General features: G+C 62.0%; 12 protein-coding genes and 4 rRNA genes. 12 read left to right on the top strand and 4 right to left on the bottom strand.

Annotation, left to right across the window (positions count from 1 at the left end; all coding sequences use genetic code 11):
- The first annotated feature begins 72 nt into the window (after window positions 1-72).
- Complete coding sequence (locus tag LDO86_RS19200; RefSeq protein WP_026266174.1) at window positions 73-918, top strand: SGNH/GDSL hydrolase family protein; 846 nt, start codon at window positions 73-75, stop codon at window positions 916-918.
- A 14-nt stretch (window positions 919-932) separates the two neighbouring features.
- On the opposite strand, the gene LDO86_RS19195 is transcribed toward LDO86_RS19200, so the two are convergent.
- Complete coding sequence (locus LDO86_RS19195; protein ID WP_018771909.1) at window positions 933-1,238, bottom strand: YciI family protein; 306 nt, start codon at window positions 1,236-1,238, stop codon at window positions 933-935.
- Window positions 1,239-1,298: 60 nt separating this feature from the next.
- On the opposite strand from LDO86_RS19195, the gene LDO86_RS19190 reads away from it, so the two are divergent.
- Both LDO86_RS19190 and LDO86_RS19185 read left to right on the top strand, forming a co-directional pair.
- On the top strand, window positions 1,299-1,796 hold the full coding sequence (locus tag LDO86_RS19190) for a MarR family transcriptional regulator (RefSeq protein WP_026266173.1): 498 nt from the start codon (window positions 1,299-1,301) through the stop codon (window positions 1,794-1,796).
- A 43-nt stretch (window positions 1,797-1,839) separates the two neighbouring features.
- The gene (locus tag LDO86_RS19185) at window positions 1,840-2,601 is read left to right on the top strand and encodes an SGNH/GDSL hydrolase family protein (protein ID WP_018771907.1); all 762 of its coding nucleotides are present in this window, start codon (window positions 1,840-1,842) and stop codon (window positions 2,599-2,601) included.
- Between the two features lie 30 nt (window positions 2,602-2,631).
- Here the strand turns inward: LDO86_RS19185 and LDO86_RS19180 are convergent, their stop codons facing one another.
- Genes LDO86_RS19180 through LDO86_RS19170 form a run of 3 tightly spaced genes read right to left on the bottom strand, consistent with a single transcriptional unit; the run spans window position 2,632 to window position 5,355 of the window.
- Window positions 2,632-3,453, bottom strand: coding sequence for an FAD:protein FMN transferase (locus LDO86_RS19180; RefSeq protein ID WP_331274175.1), 822 nt, complete (start codon window positions 3,451-3,453; stop codon window positions 2,632-2,634).
- On the bottom strand, window positions 3,437-3,886 hold the full coding sequence (locus tag LDO86_RS19175; RefSeq protein ID WP_018771905.1) for an FMN-binding protein: 450 nt from the start codon (window positions 3,884-3,886) through the stop codon (window positions 3,437-3,439). Before LDO86_RS19175 ends, LDO86_RS19180 begins: the two co-directional genes overlap by 17 nt.
- Window positions 3,883-5,355, bottom strand: a complete 1,473-nt coding sequence (locus LDO86_RS19170) for a ferredoxin reductase family protein (RefSeq protein ID WP_224084159.1) — start codon at window positions 5,353-5,355, stop codon at window positions 3,883-3,885. Before LDO86_RS19170 ends, LDO86_RS19175 begins: the two co-directional genes overlap by 4 nt.
- A 318-nt stretch (window positions 5,356-5,673) precedes the next feature.
- On the opposite strand from LDO86_RS19170, the gene rpmB reads away from it, so the two are divergent.
- From rpmB to LDO86_RS19125, 9 genes are all read left to right on the top strand, one after another.
- Window positions 5,674-5,910: a 50S ribosomal protein L28 gene (gene rpmB / locus LDO86_RS19165; protein ID WP_013602738.1), complete on the top strand. Its 237-nt coding sequence runs from the start codon at window positions 5,674-5,676 to the stop codon at window positions 5,908-5,910.
- Window positions 5,910-6,077, top strand: a complete 168-nt coding sequence (rpmG, locus tag LDO86_RS19160) for a 50S ribosomal protein L33 (protein WP_013602737.1) — start codon at window positions 5,910-5,912, stop codon at window positions 6,075-6,077. The genes rpmB and rpmG overlap by 1 nt, the downstream gene beginning before the upstream one ends.
- 2 nt (window positions 6,078-6,079) lie before the next feature.
- Entirely contained in the window at window positions 6,080-6,385 is a 306-nt protein-coding gene (rpsN, locus tag LDO86_RS19155; RefSeq protein ID WP_009358853.1) for a 30S ribosomal protein S14, read from the top strand.
- A 641-nt stretch (window positions 6,386-7,026) separates the two neighbouring features.
- A 16S ribosomal RNA gene (locus LDO86_RS19150) occupies window positions 7,027-8,549 on the top strand.
- A gap of 512 nt (window positions 8,550-9,061) precedes the next feature.
- Window positions 9,062-12,190 (top strand): 23S ribosomal RNA (locus LDO86_RS19145).
- A 172-nt stretch (window positions 12,191-12,362) separates the two neighbouring features.
- Window positions 12,363-12,479 (top strand): 5S ribosomal RNA (gene rrf, locus LDO86_RS19140).
- The 16S, 23S and 5S rRNA genes sit together here, the layout of an rRNA operon.
- A gap of 104 nt (window positions 12,480-12,583) precedes the next feature.
- Window positions 12,584-13,591 carry a LacI family DNA-binding transcriptional regulator gene (locus LDO86_RS19135; protein ID WP_224084158.1) on the top strand — a complete coding sequence of 336 codons (1,008 nt, stop codon included), beginning with the start codon at window positions 12,584-12,586 and terminating at the stop codon, window positions 13,589-13,591.
- A 93-nt stretch (window positions 13,592-13,684) separates the two neighbouring features.
- Window positions 13,685-16,717, top strand: coding sequence for a glycoside hydrolase family 2 TIM barrel-domain containing protein (locus tag LDO86_RS19130; protein WP_224084157.1), 3,033 nt, complete (start codon window positions 13,685-13,687; stop codon window positions 16,715-16,717).
- Window positions 16,718-17,314: 597 nt separating this feature from the next.
- Window positions 17,315-18,837 (top strand): 16S ribosomal RNA (locus LDO86_RS19125).
- Window positions 18,838-18,880 lie beyond the last annotated feature (43 nt).

Raw genomic sequence — 18,880 nt, 5'->3', positions numbered from 1 at the left:
CCCAGGCTCCCGCTCACTTACTGTTCATCCCGGCGTCGTCCTTGCTTTTCCCAGCGCCGCTACGTTGGGGCGGTGGTGACTGGATCCTTGCTTCCTGACTCCGGGCGGCGGGTGTTTGTGGCCCTTGGCGACTCCTTCACCGAAGGCGTGGGGGACCGGGATGAGCGGCTGCCCAACGGGGTGCGGGGGTGGGCCGACAGGGTTGCCGAGAAGCTCGCCAAGGCGCAGCCGGGGTGGAAGTACGCCAACCTGGCCATCAGGAGCAAGCGGCTGCGGCACATCATCGACGAGCAGCTGGAGCCGGCACTGCGGATGCGGCCAACACTGGTGACCTTGTACGCTGGCGGTAACGACATCCTGGACCTGAAGACCGATATGCCCGCGCTCATGGCGGACTATGAACAGCTTGTTGCCCAGCTCGCCGGCACGGGGGCCACAGTGGTCCTCTTCACGGGGTTCGACGTCAAGGTTTCCGCGCTCCTGGAGCCGTTGAAGAAACGCAACGCCTACTACAACCAGCGGGTGCGGGACATCGCGGAAAAGTACGGGGCCGTGCTGGTGGACTACTGGTGCCTGGATGCCTTCCACGACGCCAGGATGTGGGACTCTGACCGGCTCCACATGTCCAAGGCCGGGCACAAATACCTGGCCGGGCAGGTGCTGGACCAGCTGGGCGTGCCGCACAAGATCAAACCCCGGGACTGGGAGCCACCACCAAGGTTGGGCCTGCGCGAATGGGAACGGCGCCAGCGGCGCTGGGTCCATGACTGGGTCCTGCCGCTCTTTGGCCGCAAGCTCCGCGGGGTGACGCTGGGGGACAGGCTCAGCCCGCGCTGGCCCAAGCCTGTGAAGGTGCCGCGGAAAGGTGGCCTGAAGAAGCTCGCCGCAGAAGGGTACGACGGCGGCAGCCCACCCTAGCGGCCTGCGTCACCTCAGGTGGTTTGCGCGGGCGGGGTGTCCAACAGGTTTTCGAACCCCGGGGCCACCCGGCCGGCGTGGAACTCCAGCACCTCGAAGTCGGCCACGCCGTTGATGTAGAACGGGTCCTGCGCAAGGCTCGCGTCAAGGGTTTCCCGTTCAGCCTGCGAGAGCAGCAGCCCTCCAGTGCGGGGAATCTTGCGGCCGGCGGCAATGAAGACGCCGTCGTCGAACGCCTTTTGCAGCCAGGCGATGTGGGCGTCGTTGTGGAAGTCGACGATCTCCTGCGGCACGCGGTAGGTGAGGGAGACAACATACATGGGGCAAGCCTACCGGTGCCGCTTCCAGCTACTTGAAAGATCAATCGTAGAATGGGGGCCATGACCGAACCCCGCTGGCTCAACGCTGACGAACGCCGCGCCTGGCTGGCGCTGGTGAGCATCAATACGCTGCTGCCGGCGGCCCTCGACACCAGGCTGCATGCGGCCGGGAAGCTGTCGCTCTTCGACTACACGGTCCTTGCCATGCTGTCCGAGGCAGACGACCGGTTCCTGCCCATGAGTGAGCTCGCCGCCCGCAGCAGCGCTTCACTGTCCCGGCTTTCGCATGTGGTGACCAAGCTGCAGAAGCGCGGCTGGGTGGAGCGGCGTCCCCACCCCCATGACGCAAGGGTGACCACCGCGCACCTCACGGAGGAAGGCATGGCCACCATCGTTGGGCTGGCCCCGGGCCATGTTGAGGACGTCCGCGACCTGTTCCTCGATGCCCTGACCGGGCAGGATGTGCTGGACCTGGCGCGGATCGGCGAGAAAGTGGTGGGACGCCTGGACAAGGACCACTGGATCCTGCGCGAAACCCAGCCTGACCAAGCGACATAACCGGCAATTGGTTGCTTCCGGCAACGGATGGCAAACTAACCGCATGGATTTCACTTCCCGGTTCGTGGCCCTTGGCGACTCGTTTACCGAAGGCGTCGGTGACGACGACCCCACCCGCCCCAACGGGGTCCGCGGCTGGGCGGACCGGGTGGCGGAGCAGCTCTGCGCCGCTGATCCGGATTTCGGCTACGCCAACCTGGCCATCCGCGGCAGGAAGCTTCGGCAGATCGTGGCCGAGCAGGTGGACGCCGCCGTCGAACTCAAACCCACGCTGGTGAGCATCTACGCCGGGGCCAATGACATCCTCCGCCCGCGCGTGGACATCGATGACCTCCTGGTGGAGTACAACGACGCCGTCGGGAAGCTGGCGGCCACCGGCGCCACTGTGGTGATGTTCACGGGTTTCGATGCCCGGGGTTCAAAGGTGTTCGGCACCATGCGCGGCCGCACCGCCATCTACAACGAACTGGTCCGCGGAATCGCAGGGGACCACGGCGCCCTGCTGGTGGATTACTGGCGCTTCAGCGAGTACTACGACTGGGGCATGTGGGCCCACGACCGGATGCACATGTCCGCCGCCGGCCACGCCAACATGGCCAAGCGCGTCCTCGAGGTCCTCAAGTACGACCATTCCATCGACGTCCCGCCGATGACCCCTGTTCCGGAGTTGAGCGGCGCCGACGCCCTCCGCGCCAACGCCCGGTGGTTCCGCGAGTACGCCGCGCCGTGGGTGGTCCGGCGCGTCACCGGCAAGTCGTCCGGCGACAACCTGCAGCCCAAGTACGCCCAGCTCACCCGGCTGTAGCGGTTGTAGCGGCGGTGGGGCGCGGGCGGCTCAGGCGGGATGGAAGGCCGGAGTCGCCAGCATGGAGCCGTCAGCGCGGATCGCCAGCACGGCAACATCCCAGATGTCCGTGGCGCGGTTCAGCATCTGTGTTCCGCCGGCGACGATCGCCGTGGCCAGCACGTCGGCGGTGACAATGTCCGCGGCGGCCACGGTGACCTGGACAAACCCGGCGCCGCGTCCCACCCGCCAAATGTGCTCACCGCGTTCAGCGGAGCCGGAGGTGGCGATCGCACTGTGCCGGCTGCCCGCGCCCAGTGCGTAGCCGGTAATCAGGGTTTGGCGGTCCGCCGGATCCACGATGCCGGCTTTCCAGGGCTCGGCGCTGCCGGGGCATGGTGAGCCGCTGACCAACACGTCGCCCCCGGCATTCAGGCACCAATCGTGCCGGCCCAGGGCCTGGAGCGACGTGCCCACCTCGCGGATGGCATGACCCTTGATGATCCCGGACAGGTCCAGGACGCCGTCAGGCCGTTCCGGGGTGAAGGCGCCCTCCGTGCGCAGCCGCCATTCGTGCGCCTCGGCGTACCGCTCTCGCATCCGGGCTGAGGCGCCCCGCAGCATCAGCTCGCCGCGGGCCAGCCTGGCCGCTTCCGAATCCGGGCGGTAGAGGCTGAATTGTTCGTCCAGGTCGCGGAAAAGGCGTTCGACGACGGCGGTGGCGGCAGCCAGCTCATCGAGCCCAGGCTGCCCTTCCGCAGGGGAGCTGACGGGCAGCGTCAGCCCGATGACCGTGCCCATGCATTCAAAGGTGCGGGCCTTCAGCATGGCGGCGGGGGTTGCGGCGTCCAGGGGGCTAGAGGTGGGCTGCATCGATGGCCGCCTGGACTGAGGTCAGGTACGCGTCGCTGGTAATGGTGGCGCCGCTGACGGTCTGGACATCCGCCGACTGCGCCGCGAGGACCTTGCTCCGGAGCAGGGGTGCCGCGCGGTTGCTGATCTGGATGGATTTGCCATCGGTGTTGGTGAGCTGGAGGGCGGTGATATCCGTGATCTTCCCGTTGGCCACCGTGATCTGGACCTGCACGGGACCGAACCGGGTCTGCACGGCGGTTCCCTTATAGGTGCCGGAAGCCGAGGTGCCCGAAGAGCCGGACGTACCCGTACCCGTCGAGCCCGTGGTGCCTGTCGCCGTCGTGCTTGATGCGACGGTGCTGATGCCGCCTGCCTGGGTGCCTGTTTGCCATCCCGCCAGGAGGATCCCGGCGGAGGCCAGGGCCGCTGCAACTGTTCCGCGTATTTTCACCAGTCAAACCTTTCGTGATGGATCTGTTCCCCGGAGACGCCGGCTTTCCCGGCATCCGCCATGACGTTGGCCGCCCACGCCGCCGGGCCGCAGACGTAGACGTCCGCATCCGCGATGTCGGGCACGTAGGAGGTGAGGCTGTAGCCGTTCCGCACGGCGTCCCCGGGAAGCCAGGTGGAGTGGCCGTGGGCCCTCGGCCCGGTGAGGTGGAAGAGCCGGACCCCCCTGGCTTGGCAGAGGTCGAGGATTTCGCTGCCCAGGTACAGCTCCTGGTCGGTGTGGCCGCGGAGCAGGACTGTCGCCTCGCCGGGAGCAAACGGCGTGGTTTCCAGCAGTGCGCGCAGGGGTGTGATGCCGATGCCGGCCCCGATCATCACCACCTTGTTCCTGGTCCTGGCAGCCGTGCTGAGCAGTCCGTAGGGACCCTCCAGCGCCACCTTGGTCCCCTTCCGCAGCCGCAGGAGCTGGGCGGAGCCGCTGCCAAGGTTCCGTACGGTGACCCGCAGCGTCCCCTGGCCGTCCGGGCCCTGGAAGACGGGTTCGGCGGACAGGCTGAACGGGTGGGGATGCCACCACAGTCCCGGAGCCAGGAAGCGCCAGATGAAGAACCGTCCGCCCGTGCCCGCCAGCTGGTCCAGTTTCCGGCCATTCATGACGATGTTCACCACGCCCGGCGCCACGGCCTCCACGCGGGCCACCGACAGTTGGTGCCGCGCCGTGGCCAGTACCGGTTCCAGTACCCGGAAATACACCAGGGCAGCGCCGGTGTAGATGCAAATGGCCAGCCAGTACCAGCGCTGCCATGTGCCTGCCGCAAAGAGGCCTCCCACGCTGAACTGGTGGGGCAGCGACGTTGCCACCGCGGCGTAGGTCAGGAGGTGCACCACATACCAGAACTCGTACGGGAAACGACGCCGCACAGCCACCAGGGACGTGACGACGACCGCGATGAACAGCGCCATGGAGACAAACGCCAGCCACATGTCCGGCACCTGCACCCAAAGGTTGACGGACTCGGTGAACGGATCCAGTCCTTCAGCCATGCCGTACCCAGCCGCGACCAGGAGGCCGTGTGCCAGAAGCAGGTACAGCGAAGGCTTTCCCAGCTTCCCGTGGAACTCCAGCGCGCGGTCGTGGCCGATGGTGCGGTCAATGAAGGGAATCCTCGCGGCCAGCAGCAGCATGAGCAGGACAAGGTCCATGCCCGCCAGCCCGGCCACGATGCCCGCCGCCGTGAACAGGGACGCCGGCGACGTGATCGCGGTGGCCCCGCCGTCGGCAAGCCAGAGGGCAATTGCGGCGGCAACGGAGGCCCAGGCAATGAGCGTCAGGAGGTCCGTCCGCAGCATGCGCTGCCGGTACTGTCGGGCAAACCAGCCACGGGCGGGCCTCTTCGCTGAAGGTGATGAAGGCTCCGGGCGGCCGGAGCTGCTTGCGGCCGGAGATGCCGGCAGGAGCTGCGTGTTCATGTATCCAAGGTGCTTGGCGAAGCTATGTGCCTGCTGTGAAAAGGACCAACCTGTGTCTGTGACCTTCCGGCGGCCCTTATACACCCGATGACCCCCGATTGGTCTTTAATTGCGCCAACTCGTAGACTTGGTAGGCGCTAAGTGCGCGGAGCGTGCGCAATTGCTCCGGTTGCCCGGTAATTTTCTCCAGGGTGGCCGGTAGTTAGGGGCTCAAGTTGCGTGACTAACCGTTGCCCTTCTGCATTTTTGGGTCGCCCTTAGCAGCATGGTCCAGCAGCAGATATGCGGATCATTACTTTCAATTCTTGAGGAGAAGTCATGGCAGCACACTGCCAAGTGACCGGGGCCGAGCCGGGCTTTGGGCACAGCATTTCGCACTCGCACCGCCGCAACAAGCGTCGGTTCGATCCGAACATCCAGAAGAAGCGCTACTGGGTTCCGTCCCTGCGCCGTAACGTCACGCTGCAGGTCTCTGCACGTGGCATCAAGACCATCGACGTACGCGGCATCGACGTAGTCGTCGCCCAGATCCTGGCTCGTGGGGTGAAGCTCTAGTGGCTAAGGACAAGGACGTACGTCCGATCATCAAGCTCAAGTCGACCGCGGGTACGGGTTACACCTACGTAACCCGCAAGAACCGTCGTAACGATCCGGACCGCATGGTCCTGAAGAAGTACGACCCCAAGATCCGCCAGCACGTCGAATTCCGAGAGGAGCGCTAAACATGGCTAAGAAGTCCAAGATTGCTCGCAACGAGCAGCGCAAGGTCATCGTTGAGCGTTACGCTGCAAAGCGCCTCGAGCTGAAGAAGACCCTGGTTGACGAGAACGCAACCGACGAAGCACGCGAAGCAGCCCGCCTGGGCCTGCAGAAGCTGCCCCGCAACGCGTCCCCGATCCGTCTGCGTAACCGCGACATCATCGACGGCCGCCCCCGCGGTACCTTCCAGAAGTTCGGCATCTCCCGTGTCCGCTTCCGCGACATGGCCCACAAGGGCGAACTCCCGGGCATCACCAAGTCTTCCTGGTAATCCAGCACCGCTGAATCCAGCTGCTTGAGAAGGGCCGGCAACCTTAGGGTTGCCGGCCCTTTTGCTGTCTGCCGTGATGGCTGCCGGATGTGCGGCAGCGCACACAGCGGAATTACGACGGCGGGAGGCCAGCGGGTGCCCCGCATGGCCGTTCCTGCCCCGGAATCCCGGGGAATTGCAGCCATTGGATGAGCGGTTTGCGGTGGGCTACGAGTGCGTGTATTGTTTTCTAAGTCGCCGCGGGGGAGACAGCTAAGAGCTGGTAACCGCGGGTGGCCAAACCCCCAAATTCAAGACCAAATTCTGGTCGCTCCTTAGGGCGCCGGAAATTGGTGGGGGACCGTCTTCTGGTCTGATGGGAATCCTGAGAAATGGATTTGCGTCGGGGTGGTTGATCGGGTAAGTTTGAAAAGTTGCTCCGGAGCGAGCCTGGACGTTGGTTTGGGTGGTGCCGGGTGTGTCTGTTGTTTGAGAACTCAATAGTGTGCCAAGTTTGTTGATACCGATTATGTATGTAATTGGTTGATTGTGCTGTGCCGCCACCCGTGGTGTGCATGGTGTTTTTAGCTGGTTTCAAATTTTGTGCAGCTGTTTCTGCCGTTATTTCCGGTGGTTGTGGTTGTGTCTGTTTTTGTTTTACTTCAACGGAGAGTTTGATCCTGGCTCAGGATGAACGCTGGCGGCGTGCTTAACACATGCAAGTCGAACGATGATGCCAGCTTGCTGGTGGATTAGTGGCGAACGGGTGAGTAACACGTGAGTAACCTGCCCTTGACTCTGGGATAAGCCTGGGAAACTGGGTCTAATACCGGATATGACCTTCCATCGCATGGTGGTTGGTGGAAAGCTTTTGTGGTTTTGGATGGACTCGCGGCCTATCAGCTTGTTGGTGGGGTAATGGCCTACCAAGGCGACGACGGGTAGCCGGCCTGAGAGGGTGACCGGCCACACTGGGACTGAGACACGGCCCAGACTCCTACGGGAGGCAGCAGTGGGGAATATTGCACAATGGGCGAAAGCCTGATGCAGCGACGCCGCGTGAGGGATGACGGCCTTCGGGTTGTAAACCTCTTTCAGTAGGGAAGAAGCGTAAGTGACGGTACCTGCAGAAGAAGCGCCGGCTAACTACGTGCCAGCAGCCGCGGTAATACGTAGGGCGCAAGCGTTATCCGGAATTATTGGGCGTAAAGAGCTCGTAGGCGGTTTGTCGCGTCTGCCGTGAAAGTCCGGGGCTCAACTCCGGATCTGCGGTGGGTACGGGCAGACTAGAGTGATGTAGGGGAGACTGGAATTCCTGGTGTAGCGGTGAAATGCGCAGATATCAGGAGGAACACCGATGGCGAAGGCAGGTCTCTGGGCATTAACTGACGCTGAGGAGCGAAAGCATGGGGAGCGAACAGGATTAGATACCCTGGTAGTCCATGCCGTAAACGTTGGGCACTAGGTGTGGGGGACATTCCACGTTTTCCGCGCCGTAGCTAACGCATTAAGTGCCCCGCCTGGGGAGTACGGCCGCAAGGCTAAAACTCAAAGGAATTGACGGGGGCCCGCACAAGCGGCGGAGCATGCGGATTAATTCGATGCAACGCGAAGAACCTTACCAAGGCTTGACATGAACCGGACCGCTGCAGAAATGTGGTTTCCCCTTTGGGGCTGGTTTACAGGTGGTGCATGGTTGTCGTCAGCTCGTGTCGTGAGATGTTGGGTTAAGTCCCGCAACGAGCGCAACCCTCGTTCTATGTTGCCAGCACGTGATGGTGGGGACTCATAGGAGACTGCCGGGGTCAACTCGGAGGAAGGTGGGGACGACGTCAAATCATCATGCCCCTTATGTCTTGGGCTTCACGCATGCTACAATGGCCGGTACAAAGGGTTGCGATACTGTGAGGTGGAGCTAATCCCAAAAAGCCGGTCTCAGTTCGGATTGGGGTCTGCAACTCGACCCCATGAAGTCGGAGTCGCTAGTAATCGCAGATCAGCAACGCTGCGGTGAATACGTTCCCGGGCCTTGTACACACCGCCCGTCAAGTCACGAAAGTTGGTAACACCCGAAGCCGGTGGCCTAACCCCTTGTGGGAGGGAGCTGTCGAAGGTGGGACTGGCGATTGGGACTAAGTCGTAACAAGGTAGCCGTACCGGAAGGTGCGGCTGGATCACCTCCTTTCTAAGGAGCACCTCCAACTCTTCTGTGCTGGTGAATGCCGGTGTGGGGGGTTGTCAGGAAGCAAGCCCGCAGCATGGACGATTGTTCCGTGGCGGGTGCTCATGGGTGGAATATCAACAAATAGGTGCCTGGTGGCACGGACCGGTGTGGTTAGTACGAATGTTTTGTTCTTCTCTTCGGGGGAGGGCGGGTGTTCTGGAACGCGGCTGGTTTGGGTTGCTGGGTAGTGTTTGGCACACTGTTGGGTCCTGAGGCAACAGGGCCGGGGGTTTTCCCTCGGGTTTGTTTGTTTCTGGTTTCCCTGCCGTGACGTTCCGTGCGCCTGTTGTGGGTGTGTGGGGTGTGTGGTGTGGGGTTGTTGTTTGAGAACTACATAGTGGACGCGAGCATCTTGTATAAGAAGCAATTTCCAAGATTAATGAACCTGGATCTGGCTGCGCTGTTGATGCCCTTTGGGTGTTGGGGTGTGGTTGGTTTCTGTGGTTCTCTCGAGAAATGTTTTTGATCTTTGTGGTCAAGTTTTTAAGAGCACACGGTGGATGCCTTGGCATTAGGAGCCGAAGAAGGACGTAGGAATCTGCGATAAGCCTGGGGGAGTCGATAACCGGACTGTGATCCCAGGGTGTCCGAATGGGGAAACCCCGCCGAGCGCGCGAGTGACTCGGTGACCCGTACCTGAACACATAGGGTGCGTGGGGGGAACGCGGGGAAGTGAAACATCTCAGTACCCGCAGGAAGAGAAAACAATAGTGATTCCGTTAGTAGTGGCGAGCGAACGCGGATCAGGCTAAACCGTTCCATGTGTGATAGCCGGCGGGCGTTGCATGGTCGGGGTTGTGGGACTTTCCATACCAGTTCTGCCGGGCTGGTGGGGTGTGATGTGCGCGCATAGGTGAACGGTTTTGAAAGGCCGGCCAGAGAGGGTGTTAGTCCCGTAACCGTAATGTGTTTGTACCGCCTGTGAGAGTATCCCAAGTAGTACGGGGCCCGAGAAATCCCGTGCGAATCTGTCAGGACCACCTGATAAGCCTAAATACTCCCTAATGACCGATAGCGGACCAGTACCGTGAGGGAAAGGTGAAAAGTACCCCGGGAGGGGAGTGAAACAGTACCTGAAACCGTGTGCTTACAATCCGTCGGAGCCAGTCTGATTCTGGTGACGGCGTGCCTTTTGAAGAATGAGCCTGCGAGTTAGTGTTACGTCGCGAGGTTAACCCGTGTGGGGCAGCCGTAGCGAAAGCGAGTCTGAATAGGGCGTGTGAGTGGCGTGATCTAGACCCGAAGCGAAGTGATCTACCCATGGCCAGGTTGAAGCGACGGTAAGACGTCGTGGAGGACCGAACCCACTTCAGTTGAAAATGGAGGGGATGAGCTGTGGGTAGGGGTGAAAGGCCAATCAAACTTCGTGATAGCTGGTTCTCCCCGAAATGCATTTAGGTGCAGCGTTGCGTGTTTCTTGCTGGAGGTAGAGCTACTGGATGGCTAATGGGCCCTACAAGGTTACTGACGTCAGCCAAACTCCGAATGCCGGTAAGTGAGAGCGCAGCAGTGAGACTGTGGGGGATAAGCTTCATAGTCGAGAGGGAAACAGCCCAGACCACCAACTAAGGCCCCTAAGCGTGTGCTAAGTGGGAAAGGATGTGGAGTTGCCCAGACAACCAGGAGGTTGGCTTAGAAGCAGCCACCCTTAAAAGAGTGCGTAATAGCTCACTGGTCAAGTGATTCCGCGCCGACAATGTAGCGGGGCTCAAGTACACCGCCGAAGTTGTGGCATTCACATTTTAGCTAAGCCCTTGTGGTTCAGGCGTGTGGATGGGTAGGGGAGCGTCGTGTGGGCGGTGAAGTCGCGGTGTAAACCAGCGGTGGAGCCTACACGAGTGAGAATGCAGGCATGAGTAGCGAAAGACGGGTGAGAAACCCGTCCGCCGAATGATCAAGGGTTCCAGGGTCAAGCTAATCTGCCCTGGGTAAGTCGGGACCTAAGGCGAGGCCGACAGGCGTAGTCGATGGACAACGGGTTGATATTCCCGTACCGGCGAAAAACCGCCCATGCTGAGCGGGGGATACTAACTGCCCGAAGCCTGCCCGAGCGCCCTTGTGGTGTGAGGGTTTTGGTGGAGCGCAGGACCTGATCCCGGGAGGCAAGCGTATTAACAGGTGTGACGCAGGAAGGTAGCCGAGCCGGGCGATGGTTGTCCCGGTCTAAGGATGTAGGGCGAGTGGTAGGCAAATCCGCCACTCATGGTGCCTGAGATCTGATGGGACCCCCGTTTGGGGGGATTTGGTGATCCTATGCTGCCGAGAAAAGCATCGACGCGAGGTTTTAGCCGCCCGTACCCCAAACCGACACAGGTGATCAGGTAGAGAATACCAAGGCGATCGAGAGAATTATGGTTAAGGAACTCGGCAAAATGCCCCCGTAACTTCGGGAGAAGGGGGGCCCCAACCTTGATACACCCTTGCGGTGTGGAGGGGATCGGGGCCGCAGAGACCAGGGGGAAGCGACTGTTTACTAAAAACACAGGTCCGTGCGAAGTCGCAAGACGATGTATACGGACTGACTCCTGCCCGGTGCTGGAAGGTTAAGAGGACCGGTTAGCCGCAAGGCGAAGCTGAGAATTTAAGCCCCAGTAAACGGCGGTGGTAACTATAACCATCCTAAGGTAGCGAAATTCCTTGTCGGGTAAGTTCCGACCTGCACGAATGGAGTAACGACTTCCCCGCTGTCTCAACCATAAACTCGGCGAAATTGCAGTACGAGTAAAGATGCTCGTTACGCGCAGCAGGACGGAAAGACCCCGAGACCTTTACTATAGTTTGGTATTGGTGTTCGGAGTGGCTTGTGTAGGATAGGTGGGAGACGTTGAAGCCCGGACGCCAGTTCGGGTGGAGTCATCGTTGAAATACCACTCTGGTCACTTTGGACATCTAACTTCGGCCCGTAATCCGGGTCAGGGACAGTGCCTGATGGGTAGTTTAACTGGGGCGGTTGCCTCCTAAAAAGTAACGGAGGCGCCCAAAGGTTCCCTCAGCCTGGTTGGCAATCAGGTGTCGAGTGTAAGTGCACAAGGGAGCTTGACTGTGAGAGAGACATCTCGAGCAGGGACGAAAGTCGGGACTAGTGATCCGGCGGTACATTGTGGAATGGCCGTCGCTCAACGGATAAAAGGTACCTCGGGGATAACAGGCTGATCTTGCCCAAGAGTCCATATCGACGGCATGGTTTGGCACCTCGATGTCGGCTCGTCGCATCCTGGGGCTGGAGTAGGTCCCAAGGGTTGGGCTGTTCGCCCATTAAAGCGGTACGCGAGCTGGGTTTAGAACGTCGTGAGACAGTTCGGTCCCTATCCGCTGCGCGCGCAGGAAATTTGAGAAGGGCTGTCCTTAGTACGAGAGGACCGGGACGGACGAACCTCTGGTGTGTCAGTTGTACTGCCAAGTGCACCGCTGATTAGCTACGTTCGGATGGGATAACCGCTGAAAGCATCTAAGCGGGAAGCTCGCTTCGAGATGAGATTTCCATACACCCTCGGGTGTGAGAGGCCCCCAGCCAGACCACTGGGTTGATAGGCCGGATGTGGAAGCGAGGACTAACGACTCGTGAAGCTGACCGGTACTAATAGGCCAACAACTTACACCACACAGATACATACAAACTCTGCTTGCGTCCACTATGTGGTTCCCAACCAACAACCCCCCAACACACGGGTTGTCACGGCACGGAACCACCACAACTGAATAACAACACCACAATGTTGTAACCACCAGACTTCCCACCCCCGAACAAAACACCGGGCGGGCGGGTACAAGGGTTACGGCGGTCATAGCGTGGGGGAAACGCCCGGTCCCATTCCGAACCCGGAAGCTAAGACCCACAGCGCCGATGGTACTGCACCCGGGAGGGTGTGGGAGAGTAGGTCACCGCCGGACACACATTGGTCGAGGCCCCAACCACCAGGTTGGGGCCTCCCACATTTAACCCACCAATCACCGGTATCAAAACGGGCCTTCGCCACCGCCTAGACTTACCGTTTATGACCCCCCGAACGCCCAGTCCCAGGGACCGGCGTGCAACCATCCTGGATGTGGCAGCCGCTGCAGGCGTATCGCGCCAAACCGTCACCCGGGCCATGAATGACATGGCAGGCATCAGCGCGGAAACCCGCGCCCGGGTCCAAAAGCTCGCAGCAGAAATGGGCTACAGCCCCAGCCGCTTCGCCAAGGGCCTTGTGCAGGGCGCGCGGATCTCTGTTGGCCTCGCCATCCCGGACCTGACCAACCCCTATTTCCCGGCCTTTGCCTCAAGCGTGGTGGAGGCCGCCACGGAGCGCGGCTGGAACGTGGTGGTGGACGACTACGGCCACGGGACCGGCAGCGCCGTTGACGCCGCCGCGCGGCTTGCGCCCCAGGTGGATGCACTGATCGGATACCTTGCACCCCACCAGGACGAGGCGCAGGCGCTGATGGGCCGCCGTCCCGTCGTCGCCCTTGACTCCCCGGACGCCGGCACCGCCGGCAGCATCTCCTTTGACTACCGTCACGCTGCCAGGCTCGCCCTCCGCCATCTCGCATCCCTCGGGTGCCGGAGCATCCTCTTCCTGGACTCGGACCAGGGCGGCCCCGCCGGCAGCCGGAGCGCGGCCGCCGCCGCGGTGGCAGCGGAGGCAGGCATCCAGCTCGCCCGCCTCCAGGCACAGCCATCGGCGGCCGCGGCACGGTCGGCGGTGGCCCTCCATCTGGCCGGAGGCGGGAGCCCCGATGGCATCCTCGCCTTCAACGACCTGATGGCAGCCGGCGCCTTGAAGGCACTGCGGGAGTCAGGCACCTCCGTCCCCAATGAGTGTGCCGTCATCGGCATGGACGGGATACCGCTGGGGGAACTGCTCACACCTGAGCTGACCACCCTCGCACTGGACCTGCGCGCCGTGGGCCGCGCCGCCGTCGGACTCCTGGATGGTTTACTCACAGGTGCCATCCAGGACCGCACCCCAGGCGCCCACCTGACCCTGCAGCACCAACTGGTCCTCCGGCAATCAGCCTGACCCCTACTCAAATCATGACCGAGCGGATAGGCTTAACATGCAACTGCGTGAACGTTCACGTAGGCACTTCCGAAACTCCCCTCAAGGACCTCCATGCCAGCCCACACCCCTGCCGCAACTGCCGGCCACGGCTCCGCTCCGGCGACCAGACCCTCCTACCGCAGACTCGATCCGGCTGCCGCAGACGTCGCAGAATTAGCCTCGCTGGGACCCGGCCGGGGAAGCCTCCCGGCGCGGGCCTACCTGGAGTCCGACGCACCCCGGCTCCTACTCAACGGAGAATGGCAGTTCCGGCTGAGCCCGGGAATCCGGGCGGCCCCACACGACGACTGGCAGCAGGGCAATGACCTCTCCGGCTTCACCCCGCTGCCCGTCCCCTCCAGCTGGAACATGCACGGGCACGGCTCTCCGGCCTACACCAACGTGCAGTTTCCCTTCCCGGTGGAACCTCCCTACCCACCGGACGCCAACCCCATCGGCGATCACCTGGTGACCTTTGAGGCCGGCCCGGAGTTCTTCCCGCACGCCGTGCTCCGGTTCGACGGCATCGACTCGGCCGGAACCGTGTGGCTGAACGGAGTGGAGCTCGGGACCACCCGCGGAAGCCGCCTGGCCCACGAATTCGACGTGTCCGGCATCCTGGTCGAGGGAGCCAACACGCTGACCGTGCGGGTGGCCCAGTTCTCCGCCGCCAGCTATGTGGAGGACCAGGACATGTGGTGGCTCCCGGGGATCTTCCGGGACGTCACCCTGCAGGCGCGGCCGGTGGACGGCATCGACGACGTCTTCGTCCACGCCGGCTATGACCCGGGCACGGGCGAGGGCACGCTCCGCGTCGAGGTGAGCCGGGCCGGGCGGGCGATTGACGCCGTCGTACGCATTCCGGAACTTGGCCTGGAACTTCCAGCAGGGGCGGAGCAGCGTGTCCCCGGCGTGCAGCCCTGGTCCGCCGAAGTTCCCCGCCTGTATGGCGCAACGGTCAGCACCCCGGGCGAGACCGTTGCCCTGCAGGTGGGTTTCCGCAGCATCGTCATCGAGGACGCGCAGTTCAAGGTGAACGGCCGCCGGATCCTGCTCCGGGGAGTGAACCGCCACGAGCACCACCCCCGGCTGGGCCGTGTGGTCCCGCGGGACGTGGTGGAGGCGGAGTTGCGGCTGATGAAGCAACACAACATCAATGCCATCCGGACCTCGCACTACCCGCCGCACCCGGAGTTCCTGGCGCTGGCAGACCAGCTGGGTTTCTACGTAGTCCTGGAATGCGACCTGGAAACGCACGGCTTCCACAGCGCCGGCTGGGCACAGAACCCCAGCGACGATCCGCAGTGGGAGGAGGCCCTGCTGGACCGGATGCAGCGAACCCTTGAGCGCGACAAGAACCACCCTTCCGTGATCATGTGGTCGCTGGGCAACGAGGCAGGCACCGGCCGGAACCTTGCGGCGATGTCCCGCTGGGCCAAGGACCGTGACCCGTCCCGTCCCATCCACTACGAGGGCGACTGGTCCTCACCGTACGTGGACGTCTACTCCCGGATGTATGCCAGCCAGGCCGAGACGGCGCTCATCGGGCAGGGCATCGAGCCGGCGCTTGAGGACGCCGAACTGGACGCTCGGCGCCGAGCCATGCCGTTCGTGCTGTGCGAATATGTGCATGCCATGGGAAACGGGCCGGGTGGCATGACCGAGTACCAGGACCTGTTCGACACGTATCCGCGGCTGATGGGCGGTTTTGTCTGGGAGTGGCTGGAGCACGGGATCCTTGTTCCCTCCCCGGGCGGCGGTGAACACTTCGCTTACGGCGGGGACTTTGGCGAGGAAGTCCACGACGGCAACTTCGTCACGGACGGGCTGGTTGATGCCAACCGCAAACCTCGTCCCGGGCTGTTGGATTTCAAGAAGGTCATCGAGCCTCTGGGCATTGACGTTTCCTCCTCATGGGCCCGCTTCACGCTGCGGAACCGGCAGGACTTTGCGGACACCTCCGCCTACCGCTTTGAGTACAAGGTGGAGGACGACGGCGGAACACGGTTGGAGGGAACGGTGGCCGTTGCGCCGCTTGCGGCGCAGTCCACGGCTGTTGTTGAGCTGCCGGCGGAGGTTGCCGCGTGTGTGGCGGGGTTGGCGCAGGACGCGGGTGCGGTGCTCACCGTCAGCGCTGTGCTGGCCGCCGATACTGGGTGGGCTGCCGCAGGACACGAGGTTGCCTGGGGGCAGGCTGTCCGCCTTGCCTCACCAGGCACGGGGGTGCAGGCCCGGGACCTGGTGGAGGCCGGCCAGGACGAACTGCAGCTGGGTACCGCGGTGTTCAACCGGGCAACCGGCATGCCCACATCCATTGGTGGACTTCCCGTGGAAAAGTTCGGCCTGGTCCTGTGGTGGCCCCCGACCGACAACGACCTCGGCCGCGAGTGGGGAAGCCCGGACGAACGGCCCCTTGCGACGCAGTGGAAGGACGCAGGACTCCACCGGCTCCACACCCGCCTGCTGGGCATCCGGGCGGAAACTTCTCCTGACGGCGGAGAGTACCTGCGCGTCAGCACGCGCATGGGTGCCGCGGACAAGCAGTTCGGTGTGCTGGTGGATTACCTGTGGACCGCCAGCTCCGACTCCCTGGGACTGCGGACGCAGGTCAGGCCCGTGGGGGACTGGGTCAACGCCGGCTTCGAGGTGGAATGGGCGCGGATCGGGCTGGAGCTGGTGCTGGGTTCCCGGACCACCGGGGTGCGGTGGTTCGGCCAGGGCCCGCACCAGGGCTACCCGGACACCGGCCAGGGTGCGCGGACGGGATGGTTCGAGCTGCCCCTTGCCGCGCTGGACGTTGAGTACGTCCGTCCCCAGGAGTCGGGAGCCCGGTCCGGCGTGCGGTCCGCTGTCCTGCACACCGGCGGAAGGGAGCTGCACCTTTCCGGCGAGCCCTTTGCCCTCACAGTCCGGCCGTACAGCATGCAGGCTCTGGATGCCGCAAACCACAGGCCGGATCTGGTGTCGGACGGGCGGAGCTACATCTACGTGGACCATCTCATGCGTGGCGTTGGCACCGCCGCCTGCGGCCCCGGCGTTCTGGAGCCGTACCGGCTGAAGCCGAGGCAGGCCGACTTCGAAGTGGTCCTCAAGGTACTGGGGTAGGGAAGTCCCGGCTCCCCCTTCGGCTACTCCCTCGGCTCCTCTTCGGATGTGAGCCACTCCATAGAAACAGCAAACGAGCTTCAGAAGCGGAAATCACTTGCCCACGCTGCCGGAAACCGCGGAATTCCGGGGTTTCCGGCAGCACAAGAGGCCCCCGGGGGTCGATTTGCGGTTGGGTGTGGGGGCGGGTATTGTTTTCTGAGTCGCCGCCGCTGAAGCGGAAAGATAGCGGCCAAACCCCTTACTGAACGGCCTGGAAATGGTTCGCCTCTTGGCGTGCCGGACGCGGGTGGGGCTGGTTTTGGAGTGGAGTGGATCGCGGTAACGCTGATTTGCGAAGCTTGTTGGAACCGGGTAAGTTTGGAAAGTTGCTCCGGAGCGAGCCTGGACGTTGGTTTGGGTGGTGCCGGGTGTGTCTGTTGTTTGAGAACTCAATAGTGTGCCAAGTTTGTTGATACCGATTATGTATGTAATTGGTTGATTGTGCTGTGCCGCCACCCCGTGGTGTGCATGGTGTTTTTAGCTGGTTTCAAATTTTGTGCAGCTGTTTCTGCCGTTATTTCCGGTGGTTGTGGTTGTGTCTGTTTTTGTTTTACTTCAACGGAGAGTTTGATCCTGGCTCAGGATGAACGCTGGCGGCGTGCTTAACACATGCAAGTCGAACGATGATGCCAGCTTGCTGGTGGATTAGTGGCGAACGGGTGAGTAACACGTGAGTAACCTGCCCTTGACTCTGGGATAAGCCTGGGAAACTGGGTCTAATACCGGATATGACCTTCCATCGCATGGTGGTTGGTGGAAAGCTTTTGTGGTTTTGGATGGACTCGCGGCCTATCAGCTTGTTGGTGGGGTAATGGCCTACCAAGGCGACGACGGGTAGCCGGCCTGAGAGGGTGACCGGCCACACTGGGACTGAGACACGGCCCAGACTCCTACGGGAGGCAGCAGTGGGGAATATTGCACAATGGGCGAAAGCCTGATGCAGCGACGCCGCGTGAGGGATGACGGCCTTCGGGTTGTAAACCTCTTTCAGTAGGGAAGAAGCGTAAGTGACGGTACCTGCAGAAGAAGCGCCGGCTAACTACGTGCCAGCAGCCGCGGTAATACGTAGGGCGCAAGCGTTATCCGGAATTATTGGGCGTAAAGAGCTCGTAGGCGGTTTGTCGCGTCTGCCGTGAAAGTCCGGGGCTCAACTCCGGATCTGCGGTGGGTACGGGCAGACTAGAGTGATGTAGGGGAGACTGGAATTCCTGGTGTAGCGGTGAAATGCGCAGATATCAGGAGGAACACCGATGGCGAAGGCAGGTCTCTGGGCATTAACTGACGCTGAGGAGCGAAAGCATGGGGAGCGAACAGGATTAGATACCCTGGTAGTCCATGCCGTAAACGTTGGGCACTAGGTGTGGGGGACATTCCACGTTTTCCGCGCCGTAGCTAACGCATTAAGTGCCCCGCCTGGGGAGTACGGCCGCAAGGCTAAAACTCAAAGGAATTGACGGGGGCCCGCACAAGCGGCGGAGCATGCGGATTAATTCGATGCAACGCGAAGAACCTTACCAAGGCTTGACATGAACCGGACCGCTGCAGAAATGTGGTTTCCCCTTTGGGGCTGGTTTACAGGTGGTGCATGGTTGTCGTCAGCTCGTGTCGTGAGATGTTGGGTTAAGTCCCGCAACGAGCGCAACCCTCGTTCTATGTTGCCAGCACGTGATGGTGGGGACTCATAGGAGACTGCCGGGGTCAACTCGGAGGAAGGTGGGGACGACGTCAAATCATCATGCCCCTTATGTCTTGGGCTTCACGCATGCTACAATGGCCGGTACAAAGGGTTGCGATACTGTGAGGTGGAGCTAATCCCAAAAAGCCGGTCTCAGTTCGGATTGGGGTCTGCAACTCGACCCCATGAAGTCGGAGTCGCTAGTAATCGCAGATCAGCAACGCTGCGGTGAATACGTTCCCGGGCCTTGTACACACCGCCCGTCAAGTCACGAAAGTTGGTAACACCCGAAGCCGGTGGCCTAACCCCTTGTGGGAGGGAGCTGTCGAAGGTGGGACTGGCGATTGGGACTAAGTCGTAACAAGGTAGCCGTACCGGAAGGTGCGGCTGGATCACCTCCTTTCTAAGGAGCACCTCCAACTCTTCTGTGCTGGTGAATGCCGGTG

It is taken from the genome of Arthrobacter sp. StoSoilB19 (assembly GCF_019977275.1).
Taxonomy (GTDB): domain Bacteria; phylum Actinomycetota; class Actinomycetes; order Actinomycetales; family Micrococcaceae; genus Arthrobacter.
Note: the sequence above shows the minus strand (reverse complement) of the source record. Positions and strands in the feature narration are given on the sequence as shown.